Source organism: Roseomonas chloroacetimidivorans, assembly GCF_049629625.1.
Lineage (GTDB): Bacteria > Pseudomonadota > Alphaproteobacteria > Acetobacterales > Acetobacteraceae > Roseomonas > Roseomonas chloroacetimidivorans.
The window spans coordinates 269698-283255 of the sequence record NZ_JBNBZS010000004.1 but is presented as its reverse complement, the minus strand read 5'-3'; the positions used below and the strand labels follow the sequence as shown (position 1 = coordinate 283255).

Genomic DNA, 13558 nt, shown 5'->3' with positions numbered 1-13558 from the left:
ATAGTATAGCCGGGACGCCGAACTGGTCCGCGCGCCACCCGGCCGGCCCGGGTGCCGCGCGCAGCGGTGATCAGCAGTCGCGGCGATAGAAGCCGGCAGAGCGCTGGGCGCGGGCCGCATCCGCATAGGAGCCGGTCATGGCAGCCCGCTGCTGCGTGCCAGCCGCATTGGCATAGGCCTCCTGGCAATAAGAATCCGCGGAGGCGTAACCCGGACCGGGGGCCGGCTGGTATTGGCCCTGCCCGACATAGCCGGGCATCGGGGTCGCATAAGACGAAGCGTAGCCAGGGGCTGCGTAGCCTGGGGCGGCATAGCCGGGCGCCGGCACCGGGGCAGCAGCGCCGTAATAGGGATCGGCCGGCGCGCAGGCAGCAAGGCCGGCGCCCAGGGCGAGGCACGGCAACAGGATAGCAAGACGGGGGTGGTTCATGGCGCTTCTCCTTCCGGGGAAGGAAAAGCGCTGCAAACCGGGGGCAGGTTGCGCGTCAGCCCTGGGGCAGGTCCTGCCGCTGGATCCCGTCCGGCGAGTCCACCGGCGCCACAGGAGCGGTCGGCGTCGTTTCCAGCAGCCATTCCCGCAAGTTGCGACGAACCTGAAGTTCGAATTCCACGTTCAGGTCCTCCATGGCGCGGACCACCGCGGTCTCCGCCGCGCGGGCCCGGGCGGCGGTGCCGCCACCGACACCGCTCAGGCCACGCCGCGCCTCGGCCTCGGCGAAGGCGACGCGGCGGTCATTGTCCAGGATCTCCACCCGACAGCGCAGCAGCACTGAGATCGAATCGCCGGACCATGCGAGGTTCGCGGCCTCCACCACGAATCGGGCACGGCCAGTGGTGCCGGAGGGCACGATCCGGTCGCGCCCCATCCGCGCCACCTCCACCGCCGGTACAAGGGGTGCAGGCGGATCGACCCGGGCACCCGCCGGGCTGTTGATCACCTCGAGATCCGCGACGTTCAGCCGCAGCGGTGTCAAATAGGCATAGCCCTCAACCCGCGGCAGCGCAGCAGGCGGCGGCTCACGCCCACCGCAGGCGAGCAGCAGGAGGGGCGCGCCAAGCGCAAGGCGGCGTCCGATCATGTTTCGCGGAATCCCCCGGGCAGCGAAGCTTCCGCGTTACCCGATCAGGCCCGCCCGGCGCCACCCCTCACCTCTGCCCGGTCGAAGCGGAATGCCACGTTGCAGAACTCGCAATTCATGGTGATCTGGCCATGTTCGGCCATGTGGTCCAGGTCGCTCTCGGGAAAGCCCTGCAGAACGCCGGCCAGCCGCGCGCGGGAGCAGCGGCAGCCATATGACACGGCGCGGGGGCGATCCACCAACAGCCCCTCCGCATGGAACAGCCGGTGCAGAAGCTGCTCCGACGGCAAGGCGTCGTCCAGCATCTCCGATTCCGTGACCGTTGCCGCCAGGGTGGTGGCGGTGTGCCAGGCGTCGTCGGCCTCCGCGTCCTGCATGCCATCAATGCCACCCTGCGCGGCCACGCGCTCCATGATCAGGGCGGTGGCGCGCCAGCCCTGCGGCGTGCGGCGGCAGGCCAGGCGGACGAAGGCCTGAAGCTGCTCGGAAGTCCGGAAATAGGCGTCGGTCATCTCCGCCAGGGTCTCCCCCTCAATGGCGACGATGCCCTGGTAGCGGTCCATGTCCGCGCCCTGATCGCAGGTGAAGGCCAGATAACCCTTGCCCAGCAATGTCCCCGCCTCGCCAGAAACCGAGGTTTCCGAACGGGCATAGCCGCGGATCTCCCCCGTATCCGTACAGTCGGCCAAGAGCATGGGGACCGGCCCGTCGCCCTTCGCCTGAAGCGAGAAGGAGCCACGGAACTTCAGCGCCGCCGCCAGCCCGGCGGTCAGCGCCAGAGATTCGCCCAGCAGGCGGGATACATCCTCAGGCAGGTCATGGCGGCCGATTAGCGCATCGGCCAGAGCGCCAAGTCGCACCAGACGGCCGCGCACCGGCCGGCCTTCCAGATGGAAGGGCAGGATGGCGCGGGGAACCACCATATCCGGCACCGGCGGCCGGTCATGATTGAGGAAATCAGGGGTTTCGGAGGGGCGGGTTACGTCTTGCACGCCCCTTAGATAGTCAGCGCGGGCGCGGGCTCACAGGGGCAGAAGGCTGCACAGGATGCGCGCCTGCCCCGTCTGTCGGGCCAGACCGGCGAACCGGCGAAACGGGTCCGAGGACGAGCCTGGCCGGAGCTGCCCGGCCGCCCCCTACCCCGCCCTATCAAGCCCGCCCGAAGGCCCGGGCAGCAACAGCCTGCACGAATGGCCCGGTGCCCATCCGGGTCACCGTCTGGGCATAGCGGCCGGAGAAGATCTTACGGATGATCGCCCCCGATTGCGCATTGTCCGCACCGAAGGAGACGGAAATCGCGGAACCGGTCCAGCGCGTCACCGTCGCCCGCACCCAGCCCACATCCCGGATCTCGACCTCGACCGGCGTGCCGGGCGCGAGCTCCTGGAGCTGGTGACCTTCCATGCGCGCGCCGGTGATGGAGATGTCCAGCAGCCGGGCTGGCATCGTCCCCTCCTCCAGGCGGACCCGCGCCGCCTCGTCTGTTTCGAAGCGCTCCTCCGCGCGCATGCGCGGCAGCTCCACGCACATGAGGCAGGCCAGCATCAGGGTGACGACGTTATAGAAGCTCCAGAACAGGTTCATGAGCTCGATATCCGGCGGCGTACCCTCGAAAGGCCCCTGGAGCACGCGCCACCCCACGCCACCGATCGTCAGCCCGGCCAGAAGCAGGTACCAGCGCACCAGTGGCCACTGCACGACGACCTTGTCACGGCTCGTTCCCTTCGCTGTCACCTTGAACTTCTGGTCGCGCGATCCGAACAGCCCGATGGCGCTCGCCTTCATCGCCTCCACGCTTGTGAGCAGGGACATGGCCTCGGTCAGCACCGGCAGGTTGGTGCCGCGGCTGACCCAGCCGAGGAAGGTGACACAGCAGAGCCAATAGGGGCCGAGATGGCTGAGGATGGCCGGAAGGTCGGTCTTCATCACCACCAGTCCGAACCACCAGTACAGGATGGGGATGAGCAGGCTCAGGATGCGGATGACCGAACCCGCCGTCCAGAACAGCACCGTGTCCAGCGTGTGCAGGCGCATCAGCCAGGGCGTGGAGCCGCGGGAAAAGGGGCCCCAGGGCGTCCGCACGATCTGCATGGTGCCCAGGCACCAGCGGCCGCGCTGCGTCAGGTACTCGCCCAGGCCCTCGGGCGCGAGGCCGACACTGAGCGGCTCGTTCAGATAGGCCGTGCGCCAGCCCTTGCCCGAGAGCTTGATCGAGACCAGCAGATCCTCGGTGACGCTCTCCGTTGGGAAGCCGCCCACCGCCTGCAGCGCATCCACCCGCACGAGGGAGGAGGTGCCGCAGGAGAAGGCCGTGCCATGCGCGTCCTTCGAGGCGAGGATCACATCGAAGAAGAAGCGCTGCTCATCCGGCACGATCTTCGCCGCGCCGAGATTGAGCTGGATGGGATCCGGATTGAAGAAATACTGGGGCGTCTGCACCAGGGCGACCCTGGGGTCGTGGAACAGCGACACGCCGCGCGAGAGGAACTTCGGCGTCGGCACGAAATCCGCGTCCAGCACGGCGATGACGTCGGGCACTTCCGGCATGGCGAGCACATTGGCCAGCCCGGCATTCATGTTGCCGGCCTTGCCGTGCTTGTTGTCCCTGCGGGTGAGGTAACCCGCGCCAAGCTCCCGCGACATCTCCTCCAGCCAGGCGCGCTTGCCATCATCCAGCACCCAGACGCGGAAGCGCGGGTAGTCCTGCTGCATGGCGCCGATGATGGTGCGGCGGAGGATCTCGGCCTTCTCGTTGTAAGTGGGGATAAAAATGTCGATCAACGGCGGGTCGTCGCCGAAGCCCCGGGCGAGTTGCGCGTCCACCTCCGCGCTGCGGTTGCAGGTGCGAGAGAGCACGTGGAGGAGGATCAGCCCCGCCAGGCAGCTCGCCATCTCCACCGCGCAGAAGGCGTAGGCGACAACGCTGCTGAAGCTCGCCTCCAAGGGCGGCAGGGTCTCGGTCAGGCGCCAGGCCATGTAGCGGAGCAGGAAGAGAATGGTGACAGCCGCGCCAATGCCCCGCGCCCAGCGGTTATCCGGGTCGATGCGGGGCAGCAGCAGCATGGCCGCGCCTGCCATGAGCAGCATCGGAGCCATGTATTCCAGGTTGCTCACAGCGTCGTTTCCAGCAAACCGTCAGAATTCGACGCGGCCCGAGCGGCCAAGCGGGCAGGTCTCGCCTACGTCCTGGGGATCCAGTCGGAGCACGACGCGGTAAGCGTTGCTCCGCCCTGCCCCGTCGTCCAGAGGAGAGGAAAGCTGAACCACCTCTCCACGCATCCGCTCCGAACCCTGGGCGGACACGAAAACCCCCTGCTTCCCGATATGGAGCGCGCGGAAGCTGCGCTCATCGACCTGAGCCGTAACGCGGGGGCGGCGGCAATCCATCAGCACGGCGATGGACTGCCCGCGGCGGACGAACTCCCCGTCCTGGACCAGAAGGTCAGCGACGCGCGCGCGAGCGGCGGAAGTGAGCGAGGCCTGGCTGCTGCGCTCAAGTCGCAGATCCTCCGCCTCCAGCTGGCTGCGGAAGCCGGCTAACTTCCCGCGCAGCACCTCGAGCTGGGCGCGCAGCTCACCCTCCTGCAGGCGAAGCTGCTCCTGGAGCTGCTGGCTGGTTGAGCGGTCCGTCGAATTGTCGGAGCCGAAGACGCCGCTCTGGGCGGCGGCGACTTCAGTCTGGGCAGCGTTGCGGCGCTGCACGGCGGCGGCGACGTCGGTCTGGGCCACGGCGGCAGCTCGGCGTGCCTGGTCAAGTGCCGCAGCCGACACCACGCGCCCATTGGCCAGATCCTCGGCCCGCCGCAGGGCGGCCACCGCCTCCTGCTGGCGTGCATGGGCGGCGGCGATGCCCACTTCGGCTTCCTGTAGCCGGGCGGAAAGCTGCTGAATGCGGCTATTGCGGAAGCTGCCAAAATGGGCCTGCGCGTCGCGCGCCTGAGCCCTCAGTTCCTGCAGCCGGACAGTCAGCGCGTCGATCTCCTGCTGAGTCGCGTGCACTGAGGCGGCGAGTTGGGCCTGCCGGCTGCGGTCGATCTGCTCGTCCCGGATCGAGCCCAGTCCGTGTCCCGCGCTGAGCACCACACCAGGCGCTACGTCCTCCAGGCGGAGAACCCCGTCGATCGGAGCCCGGATGGTGATCGGCGTGGCGTCCAGCACCGCGAGGGTGCTGCGGACGGACCAGAACCGGTCCATCACGAAAACCGTACCCGTTGCGAGCAACAGGCCGGCCATGCCGATCCGGAGCGCCCGCCCAAGGGGAAAGCCGCCTTTCCCAGGCTTGTCTGACTTGCTGGGCTTCGCAGGGGCAAGCGGCGGAAGGCCGGTGCCCGGCACAGTCGGCGCATAGGCCAGGCCGGCCGTTCCCGGGCCGAACTCCATCGTGTTGCCCATGATCACTCTCGTTCCGTGTGGCAGATCGCGCGGCGCACGCTCTACGGGAATTAACGAAAATGTGAAATCAAAGATATGATATCGGAATGATCAGCTTACAGTGCCGTAAGCTACGCCAGGATGCGAGGGATGCCGGGCGGCTGAGGAGCTGGACCGCCGATGAGGCAGCCCCAGTCTGAAGGGCCCGAAAACAGGCCGGGAACACGCGTAAAAAGGCTGGATCCCGGCCTCAGGGCCAACCCGGGATCAATCGACGGAGGGGCACAGCCCCAAAATTTTGGCTACGGACAAGCCGCCGCCATAGCGCCCCAGTTACAAAGAGGAAGGCGATGGCAGGGCGCCGGCCAGGGTGCTTCCCGTGCCTCAGCCCAAACCCAGCGCCCAGAGCAGCACGCCCTTCTGCGCGTGCAGCCTGTTCTCCGCCTCGTCGAAGACCACGCTCTGCGGACCGTCAATCACCTCCTCGGTGATCTCCTCCCCGCGATGGGCGGGCAGGCAGTGCATGACGATGGCGTCCGGCGCTGCATGACGCAGCAGCGCGGCATTGAGCTGATACGGGGCGAGCAGGTTGTGGCGGTTCACGGTGGCCGCGTCCGGCTTCTCGTCGGACATGGAAACCCAGGTATCCGTCACCACGCAGCGCGCGCCCCGCACGGCGGCCACCGGGTCGTTCGTCTCCTCGATCCGCGCACCCTCGCGCCGCGCCCAGGCCACCAGATCGGCGGGCGCGCGCAGCGCGTCCGGCGTCGCGAGGCGCAGGGTAAAGTCGAAGCGCGCGGCGGCCTGGATGAAGGACTGGGCCACGTTATTCCCGTCGCCCGTCCAGGCGATGGTCTGGCCGGCGATCGGGCCGCGATGCTCTTCGAAGGTCAGCACATCCGCCATGATCTGGCAGGGATGCGATACGTCGGTCAGGCCGTTGATCACCGGCACCGTCGCGTGCTCCGCCAGCCCGCGCAGCTTCGCCACATTATCAGTGCGGAGCATGATGGCATCCACATAGCGGGACAGCACCTTGGCCGTATCGGCCGGGGTCTCGCCGCGGCCGAGCTGCATCTCGCGGCCCGACAGCACCACCGCATGCCCGCCGAGCTGGGTGATCCCCACCTCGAAGGAGACGCGGGTGCGGGTGGAGGGCTTCTCGAAGATCAGCGCCACGCTCTTGCCGGCCAGGGGCTTACCCTGCACGCGGCCTGCCTTGGCGTCCCGCGCAAAATCCAGCATCCGGCGCAGGGTCTGCGCGTCGAAATCCATGATCTCGAGGAAGTGGCGGGGGGCCACAGCCCCCCCCTCCACGGTCTTGAGCGCGGCGCTCATTTTGCGGCCGCCTTCGCGTTGCCCGGGGTCATGCGCAGGCAGGCGCGATCGAGCAGGCGCAGCGCCTCATCCGCCTCGGCCTCGGTGATGACCAACGGCGGCGCGACGCGCAGCACGTTCATCCCCGCCGCCACGGTCAGCAGGCCTTCCGCCACAGCGGCACCCTGCATTTCCGTATTGGAGACGGCGTCCACCAGTCGCAGGCCGAGCAACAGCCCGGCGCCCTGCACGCCCGCGACCACCTTCGGGTGGCGTGCCGCCAGATCCTGCATGCCGCGCCAGAGATGGCGTGCCACGCGGTCCACCTGGTCCAGGAATCCCGGCGCCAGGATCACGTCCAGCACCGCATTGCCGGCGGCGCAGGCGAGCGGGTTGCCGCCATAGGTGCTGCCATGGGTGCCGGGCTTCAGATGCTCCGCCACCTTCTCCCGCGCCAGCGTGGCGCCGAGCGGGAAGCCACCGCCGATGCCTTTGGCCGAGGACATGACATCCGGCTCGATCCCAGCCCACTGATGCGCCCAGAGCTTGCCGGAACGGCCCATGCCGGTCTGCACCTCATCAAGCGCGAGCAGCAGCCCGAACTCGTCGCAGGTGGCGCGCAGTTCCTGCAGGAAGCGCAGATCGGCCGGGCGCACGCCGCCCTCGCCCTGGATCGGCTCGATCAGGATCGCCGCCGTTTCCCTCGTGATCGCCTGGCGCACCGCATTCATGTTGCCGAACGGCACGTGGTCGAAGCCATCCACCGGCGGGCCGAAGCCCTCCAGGTACTTGGCGTTGCCGGTGGCGGAGATCATGGCCAGAGTGCGGCCGTGGAAGGCGCCCTCAAAGCAGATGGTGCGGTACCGCTCGGGATGGCCGTTGGCGGCATGGTACTTCCGCACCGCCTTTACCATGGCCTCATTCGCCTCGGCGCCCGAATTCGAGAAATAGACGCTGTCCGCGAAGGGCGTCGCTTCCACCAGACGCGCGGCAAGGCGTTCGGCCTGCGGCACGCGGTACAGGTTGGAGGTGTGCATCACGCGCCCCGCCTGCTCGGCAATGGCGGAGACGAGGTGCGGATGGGCGTGGCCGATGCTGGTGGTCGCGATCCCGGCCCCGAAATCGAGGAATCGTCGGCCCTGCGCATCCCACAGCCAAGCACCCTCGCCCCGCTCAAAAGCAAGGTCGGCGCGGTTGTAGTTCGGCATCAGGGCGGGGATCACGTGGCGTGGCCCTCCGGTGGGCCCCGCGGGCGGGGCGGGTATCGCGACGCCGGGCGGGAAGCGTGGGAAAATGACGGAAAGGCCGCGCCGGGTCAAAGGATGCGCGCCGCACTCCCAGTGAAATCCGGCATGGCAGACCCTGAAAAGGCGAAGGGCGCCGCCCGAAGGCGACGCCCCTGCCCGGATCAGCCGATGATCAGCGGCGGCGGGAGCCGGTGACCGGACGGCAGTCGCTGCGATCGGTGGTGCCGAGGGTGCGGCTGACCGCGGTGCCCGGCGGATTGCCCGGGGTGCAGTCCGGACGGTTGTCCGTGTTCAGCGGATCGCCGATCCGCTCATTGGTGCGGGAGACCACAGTGCCCGGGGGGTTGCCGCGCGTGCCGTCGGGACGATTGTCGACGTTCAGCGGGTCGCCGACCCGCTCATTGGCGCGGGAGGTGACGGTGCCCGGGGGGTTGCCGCGCGTGCCATCGGGGCGGTTGGCGGTGTTCAGCGGGTCGTTGCTGCACGCCGCCAGGCCGCCAATGGCCAGGGCAAGCGTCGCGGCACGCAGGGTCGTGGACAGCATCGAATCCTCTTTCCGTCGGTTGTTCTGACCCCGCGTCGCTGCGGGGTCTGTAAAGGCCAACGCCGGATCACCTGCCCGGTTCCGTCCCCTGAGACGTAAGCTGACAATCTGTGACGGAAAGGCGACGCCAAATAGAACGCCAGCGTGACCACGCAGAAGGGCCCGGACGCTTCCGCGCCCGGGCCCTTCCCTGCAGCCCTCCCGGGCCAGTGGATCAGCCGCGCCGCGCGGCGTCGTAGGAGAAGGAAGGCAGCGCCGTCAGGCTCTCCTTGGTTGCGCCGGTGATGGTCCAGCGATTGTCGGCCGCCGACCAGCGCAGGTCGGACATCGGCACCGCCACCAGCTTCGCCCCGATGCCGAGGAAACCGCCCACCGAGACGACCGCCATGGGCGAGGAATTGCCCGAGGCGAGGATGATGTCGTCTACCGACCCGATGGACTCGTTGCGCTCGTTATAGACGGTGGATCCGATGATGCGGCTCGCGCGGTCGGTCTGCGCGATGGGCGCATTGGCCGTACTGGCCGCGCCACCGGCAGCGGTGCCGCCGGCCGCATTGTTGCCGGGGGCGGCGTTGTTGGCCGCGTTGTCGCGGCCGGCATCACGCGCGCCGGACGGGCCGTTCGGATTATTCGGGGCCGTGCCGGCCGCTTGGTTCTGCAGCGGCACATTGGCGGTGCCAACACGGGCCTGACCGCCATCCGGCGTCGTATTCACCGCGCCAGGCTGGCCACCCTGCGCCTGCTGCCCCATGGCGCGCGGATTCGCATTGGCCGCCGCAGGCTCATTGTCACGGGCACCACCCTGCGCGGCCGGGCCGCGGCCCGTCACGGTCCCCCGCTCGCTGCCTGCCGAACCCTGGTTCTGCGAGCGCTGGTTGCCGCCCTGCTCATTCTCCGGGAAGGCACCGGAGGTATTGGTGCCCATCGCACGATCCACGCCGCGGCTGACCACGGTGCCCGGCGGGTTACCCTGCGTGCCATCCGGGCGGTCCGCACTCGTGAAATCGCCGCGCTGGTTCGCCGCCGGCGTATTCTCGGCAGCACGGCCGACAGCGGTGCCGGGCGGGTTGCCAGGGGTGCCGTCGGGCGCGGTGCGGTTGCCGGTCACGGCATCCGCCGCACGCTGGGTCGCGGTGGAGGGCGGGTTGCCTGGCGTGCCGTCACGTGGCTGAGCCTGCGGCTGGGTCTGGGCAAAAGCAGGAGCCGCCATCAGGGCCGCGGCGGCAGTAAGGCCCAGCAGGCCGGACTTGTATGAGCGAATAGACACGCGGAACCTCCTTGTGCGGCGTTTTCCGTCCTGCGGGGAACGCCGGCTGCCCGAGAGCAGTTTCGGCCCTTGCCCTCCCATCACCATCCGTGCCGTGGCAGGTTTGGTGCATGCCCCCCACCCCACCAGAGGACCGCCCAAAGGGTCCGCGGCGCGGCACGCGCGAGCGCCGGCCGCCGGCGGCCGGTCCCGCCCCGACCGAGGCCCGGCTGCATGAGGCCGCGCTGAACCACCTGGCCCGCTTCGCCGCCACCGAGGCCGGACTGACCCGCGTGCTACAGCGCCGCGTCGGCCGCTGGGCACAGCGGGCGGAACGCGAAGGCATGGCACCGGAGATCATTGCCCCGATCGTCGCGCAGGGTCGCGCGGCGGCGATCGTCGTGGCGCGACGTATGGTGGCCGCTGGGGCGGTGGATGATGCGGCCTTCGCCGCCGCCCGCACACGTCGCCTCTCCCGTGCCGGCCGGTCCCGCCGCGCCATCGCCGCGCATCTGGCGGCCAAGGGCGTCGGTGGAGAGATGGCGTCCGAGACGCTGGAGGAAGCCGCGACGGATGAGGTGACCGCCGCCCTCGCCCATCTGCGCCGCCGCCGCCAGGGTCCCTTCAATCCCGATCCACCGGAGGAGCCCGAGGCCGCCCGCGCCGCCCGATTGAAGGCCATGGGCTCCCTCGCCCGCGCCGGCTTCCCGCGCGACGTGGCCGAGGCCGCGCTGGACCTCGATCCTGCCGAGGCAGAAGCACGCATCATCGAAGCGCGGCGAGGCTAGAACCGGATCATGGCTGCTGCTCCGGCATCGGGACAGCTTAGGGAATGCTGCGGCGGAACAGGAGCAAACCTGCCGGACGGGTCGCGTTTACCCACGGGCCCCGGCAAGGCCCCATGCAAGAAGCCGGTGCTTCGCCATGGCCACCAGCCATTTGCAGACGCAGGGCGGCAAGCACGCCGGCAGCCACGATCCCGCCGAGGGCAAGAAGGGTGTCTCGCAAGAGACGGTGGGCAGCGGCAAGGAGCACGATCCCAACAACTTCGCCAACAATCCGGAGCGCGCGGCCGCGGCTGGCCGCAAGGGCGGGCATAGAAGCCACAAGACCCACTGACGGCGCGCCGGCAGGGGCCCCTGCCGCGTTGCCGCTTCCGCTACAGATCGGTCATGAGAGGGGGGTGGGCGCATGGCGTCCGCCCCCCTTCGTGCTTATACGGCGCCCATGCGGATCACTTTCACCCGGGCCGGCATCATGCGCGGGGTGTGGCGCGGCGTGCCGCTGCTCCTCGGGATCGCCCCATTCGGCGTGATCGTGGGCGTCATTTCCCTCCGCCACGGGCTGAGCCTGGCCGAGACACTGCTGATGAGTGGCGTCGTCTTCGCCGGCGCCTCGCAGCTTTTGGCCCTGGAACTCTGGACCGACCCGCCGGACATCCTCGCTGTCGCCGTCGCCGCCCTGTTCGTGAACATTCGCATGGTTCCGCTCGGCGCGGCGCTGGCCTTCTGGCTGGACTCGCTGCGGGGCTGGCGGCTCTGGGGATCGCTTTTCCTCACCGTGGACCACTCCTTCGCCCTTTCGGTTGCGGAGCACCGGGCGGGTGGACGCGATGCGGGCTTCCTCTTCGGGTTGGGGCTTTTCACCTGGGTCGGATGGGTCGCCTCCGCTGGCGCGGGGCATGTCTTCGGCTCCGTGGTGGCCCTTCCGCCGGAGCACCCGCTCTTCTTTGCTGCAACGGCCAGCTTCGTCGCCATCCTCGTCGCCCTGTGGCGCTCACCACGCCAGGATCTGCCGCCCTGGATCCTGGCAGCCGCCGCGGCCGTGGCGGCCCAGGCGCTGGGCGTGCCGGCACCCTTCCCCTTGCTGGTCGGCGCCTTCGCGGGCGCCACGCTGGCCGCCCTGCGGGAGAGCCGTGACCGCGACAGACAGGAGAAGGGGACGAAGGCATGACGATGCGCTGGGACGTGACCCTGGCGATCCTCGCCATGGGCCTCGTCACCTATCTCTGCCGCGCGGGCGGCTATGCGGTGCTTCGGGCGGTGCGGACCCCACCCTTCATTGATGCACTGCTGCGTAACCTCCCCGCCCCGCTCTTCGCCTCCTATGTGGCGCTCGCGCTCTCGCGCCAGGATCTGGCGGCGACGCTGGCGAGCATTCCCTGCGCGGCCGCGCATGCGCGCTGGGGCAATTTCGGCGTGTCGATCGTGGTCGGGGTGGCGGCGATGGCGGCGCTGCGCTGGGCGGGGCTGTAGGAAGTCCGGCTCAGGCCATCGCCTCGCGCCGCAACAGCCGCCCGGCCGGTGTGTCACTCGCACCGGCCGCCTGGGTGTAGACGGACTGGCCATTCACCCAGGTTTCCAGGATCCCTGCCGCCGGCTGGCGCGGCTCCGCGAAAGTGGCGCGGTCGCGCACCGTATTTGGGTCGAACAGCACGAGATCGGCAAAGGCGCCTTCCCGCAGCACGCCACGCTCAGAAATGCCGAACACGGAAGCCGTGCGCCCCGTCATCTTATGCACCGCCGCCTCCAGGCTGAAGAGGCCGAGATCGCGGCTGTAATGGCCGAGCACGCGTGGGAAGGTTCCCCAGAGGCGCGGATGCGGCTGCTTCGCCAGCGGCCCGCCATCGCTGCCGATCATGGCCAGCGGATGCGCCATGATCCGGCGCACATCCTCTTCCGCCATGTTGTGGAACACGCCGCCGCCGGGCGCGAGGCGCTGCGCCGCTTCTTCCAGCGACACGCCCCATTCATCCGCGATGTCGGCGAGCATCCGCCCAGCCATCTCGGGATACGGCACGGAGCTCGTGATCTGCACGGGCACGTCGGGCCGCGGCTTGCGCGCCGCGAGCGAGGTGGAGGAGGCGGTGTAGGGATAGACGTCGAAGGCCACGGGATAGCGCTCCGCATGGCGCTCGATCCGCGGCAGCGTCTCGGCTGAGCGGCCGTGATTCTCGGGCTGCGCGCATTTGTGGTGGCTGATGACGATGGGGGCTCCCACCGCCTCGCCGATCCTCAGCGTTTCCTCGATGGAATCGAGCACGCCATTCGCCTCGTCCCGCATATGCGTAACGTAGAGGCCGCCAGTGCCGCGCAGCGCCTCCGCCACCGCGATCACCTCATCGGTCGGCGCATGCTTGCTGGGTGGATAGAACAGGCCGGTGGAGAAGCCCGCCGCACCTTCGGCGAGGCATTGCGCGAGAAGGCGGCGCATCCGCTCCGCCTCGCCATCGGTCGCCGGCCGGTCCGTGTCGCGCCCCAGGGCGCCCACACGCAGCGACATGTGCCCGATCAGCGCCAGCGTGTTCACGGAGGAAGGCGTGGAACGCAGACGCTCGGCATAGGCGGCGAAGCTGTCGAAAATCCACCATTCCGGATCGCACACACCGTCCAGCGGCGCGGGCGGGCGCTCCTTCATCGGCACGGGCGCCAAGCTGATGCCGCAATTGCCCGTCACCACGGTGGTCACGCCCTGGCTGGTCTTGCAGACCATGCAGGCGGGACCGCAAAGCACGACCTGATCGTCATGCGTATGGGCGTCGATGAAGCCGGGCGCCACAGCGAGGCCTTCCGCCATCACCTCGCGATCCGCCGCGGAGGCCGAGAGGTCACCCATGGCCACAATGCGGTCGCCCCGGACGCCGATATCACCGCGGCGGCGCGGGCCGCCGGTGCCGTCGATCAGCATGGCATCCCGGATAATCAGGTCGCAGCGAAGGGGCATGGGGCTTCCGTCCGGCGGGAGTGGCAGCATG

The 13558-nt window shown here is 69.2% G+C and carries 14 protein-coding genes; 4 read left to right on the top strand and 10 right to left on the bottom strand.

What is annotated here, in order from left to right:
- Positions 1 to 70: 70 nt before the first annotated feature.
- From ACO1BU_RS05305 to ACO1BU_RS05265, 9 genes are all read right to left on the bottom strand, one after another.
- Positions 71 to 430 carry a hypothetical protein gene (locus tag ACO1BU_RS05305; protein ID WP_424134870.1) on the bottom strand — a complete coding sequence of 120 codons (360 nt, stop codon included), beginning with the start codon at positions 428 to 430 and terminating at the stop codon, positions 71 to 73.
- Between the two features lie 55 nt (positions 431 to 485).
- Positions 486 to 1079: a hypothetical protein gene (locus tag ACO1BU_RS05300; RefSeq protein ID WP_424134869.1), complete on the bottom strand. Its 594-nt coding sequence runs from the start codon at positions 1077 to 1079 to the stop codon at positions 486 to 488.
- A gap of 44 nt (positions 1080 to 1123) precedes the next feature.
- The gene (hslO, locus tag ACO1BU_RS05295) at positions 1124 to 2071 is read right to left on the bottom strand and encodes an Hsp33 family molecular chaperone HslO (protein WP_424134868.1); all 948 of its coding nucleotides are present in this window, start codon (positions 2069 to 2071) and stop codon (positions 1124 to 1126) included.
- A gap of 157 nt (positions 2072 to 2228) precedes the next feature.
- Positions 2229 to 4193, bottom strand: coding sequence for a glycosyltransferase family 2 protein (locus ACO1BU_RS05290; RefSeq protein ID WP_424134867.1), 1965 nt, complete (start codon positions 4191 to 4193; stop codon positions 2229 to 2231).
- Positions 4194 to 4214: 21 nt separating this feature from the next.
- Positions 4215 to 5471: an HlyD family secretion protein gene (locus ACO1BU_RS05285; RefSeq protein WP_424134866.1), complete on the bottom strand. Its 1257-nt coding sequence runs from the start codon at positions 5469 to 5471 to the stop codon at positions 4215 to 4217.
- Positions 5472 to 5834: 363 nt separating this feature from the next.
- Positions 5835 to 6788: an ornithine carbamoyltransferase gene (gene argF, locus ACO1BU_RS05280; protein WP_424134865.1), complete on the bottom strand. Its 954-nt coding sequence runs from the start codon at positions 6786 to 6788 to the stop codon at positions 5835 to 5837.
- Entirely contained in the window at positions 6785 to 7990 is a 1206-nt protein-coding gene (locus ACO1BU_RS05275) for an aspartate aminotransferase family protein (RefSeq protein ID WP_424134864.1), read from the bottom strand. The genes argF and ACO1BU_RS05275 overlap by 4 nt, the downstream gene beginning before the upstream one ends.
- Positions 7991 to 8186: 196 nt before the next feature.
- Positions 8187 to 8558: a hypothetical protein gene (locus tag ACO1BU_RS05270; protein ID WP_424134863.1), complete on the bottom strand. Its 372-nt coding sequence runs from the start codon at positions 8556 to 8558 to the stop codon at positions 8187 to 8189.
- 214 nt (positions 8559 to 8772) lie between these two features.
- Positions 8773 to 9825, bottom strand: a complete 1053-nt coding sequence (locus ACO1BU_RS05265; protein ID WP_424134862.1) for a PRC-barrel domain-containing protein — start codon at positions 9823 to 9825, stop codon at positions 8773 to 8775.
- Positions 9826 to 9935: 110 nt separating this feature from the next.
- Between ACO1BU_RS05265 and ACO1BU_RS05260 the strand changes: the two genes are divergently transcribed.
- The 4 genes from ACO1BU_RS05260 to ACO1BU_RS05245 all read left to right on the top strand — a co-directional run bounded on the left by ACO1BU_RS05260 (position 9936) and on the right by ACO1BU_RS05245 (position 12059).
- On the top strand, positions 9936 to 10592 hold the full coding sequence (locus tag ACO1BU_RS05260; protein ID WP_424134861.1) for a regulatory protein RecX: 657 nt from the start codon (positions 9936 to 9938) through the stop codon (positions 10590 to 10592).
- 136 nt (positions 10593 to 10728) lie between these two features.
- Complete coding sequence (locus tag ACO1BU_RS05255) at positions 10729 to 10923, top strand: con-10 family general stress protein (RefSeq protein WP_424134860.1); 195 nt, start codon at positions 10729 to 10731, stop codon at positions 10921 to 10923.
- A gap of 72 nt (positions 10924 to 10995) precedes the next feature.
- Positions 10996 to 11757, top strand: a complete 762-nt coding sequence (locus ACO1BU_RS05250; protein WP_424134859.1) for an AzlC family ABC transporter permease — start codon at positions 10996 to 10998, stop codon at positions 11755 to 11757.
- The gene (locus ACO1BU_RS05245; protein WP_424134858.1) at positions 11754 to 12059 is read left to right on the top strand and encodes an AzlD family protein; all 306 of its coding nucleotides are present in this window, start codon (positions 11754 to 11756) and stop codon (positions 12057 to 12059) included. The genes ACO1BU_RS05250 and ACO1BU_RS05245 overlap by 4 nt, the downstream gene beginning before the upstream one ends.
- 10 nt (positions 12060 to 12069) lie before the next feature.
- Here the strand turns inward: ACO1BU_RS05245 and ACO1BU_RS05240 are convergent, their stop codons facing one another.
- The gene (locus ACO1BU_RS05240; RefSeq protein WP_424134857.1) at positions 12070 to 13527 is read right to left on the bottom strand and encodes an N-acyl-D-amino-acid deacylase family protein; all 1458 of its coding nucleotides are present in this window, start codon (positions 13525 to 13527) and stop codon (positions 12070 to 12072) included.
- Between the last annotated feature and the right edge of the window lie 31 nt (positions 13528 to 13558).

What these genes read in the sequence shown, in the direction of transcription:
- ACO1BU_RS05305 (WP_424134870.1), bottom strand. Translation starts at nt 430, where the DNA reads ATGAACCACCCCCGTCTTGCTATCCTGTTGCCGTGCCTCGCCCTGGGC.
- ACO1BU_RS05300 (WP_424134869.1), bottom strand. Translation starts at nt 1,079, where the DNA reads ATGATCGGACGCCGCCTTGCGCTTGGCGCGCCCCTCCTGCTGCTCGCC.
- ACO1BU_RS05285 (WP_424134866.1), bottom strand. Translation starts at nt 5,471, where the DNA reads ATGGGCAACACGATGGAGTTCGGCCCGGGAACGGCCGGCCTGGCCTAT.
- argF (WP_424134865.1), bottom strand. Translation starts at nt 6,788, where the DNA reads ATGAGCGCCGCGCTCAAGACCGTGGAGGGGGGGGCTGTGGCCCCCCGC.
- ACO1BU_RS05270 (WP_424134863.1), bottom strand. Translation starts at nt 8,558, where the DNA reads ATGCTGTCCACGACCCTGCGTGCCGCGACGCTTGCCCTGGCCATTGGC.
- ACO1BU_RS05260 (WP_424134861.1), top strand. Translation starts at nt 9,936, where the DNA reads ATGCCCCCCACCCCACCAGAGGACCGCCCAAAGGGTCCGCGGCGCGGC.
- ACO1BU_RS05255 (WP_424134860.1), top strand. Translation starts at nt 10,729, where the DNA reads ATGGCCACCAGCCATTTGCAGACGCAGGGCGGCAAGCACGCCGGCAGC.
- ACO1BU_RS05250 (WP_424134859.1), top strand. Translation starts at nt 10,996, where the DNA reads ATGGCGTCCGCCCCCCTTCGTGCTTATACGGCGCCCATGCGGATCACT.
- ACO1BU_RS05245 (WP_424134858.1), top strand. Translation starts at nt 11,754, where the DNA reads ATGACGATGCGCTGGGACGTGACCCTGGCGATCCTCGCCATGGGCCTC.
- ACO1BU_RS05240 (WP_424134857.1), bottom strand. Translation starts at nt 13,527, where the DNA reads ATGCCCCTTCGCTGCGACCTGATTATCCGGGATGCCATGCTGATCGAC.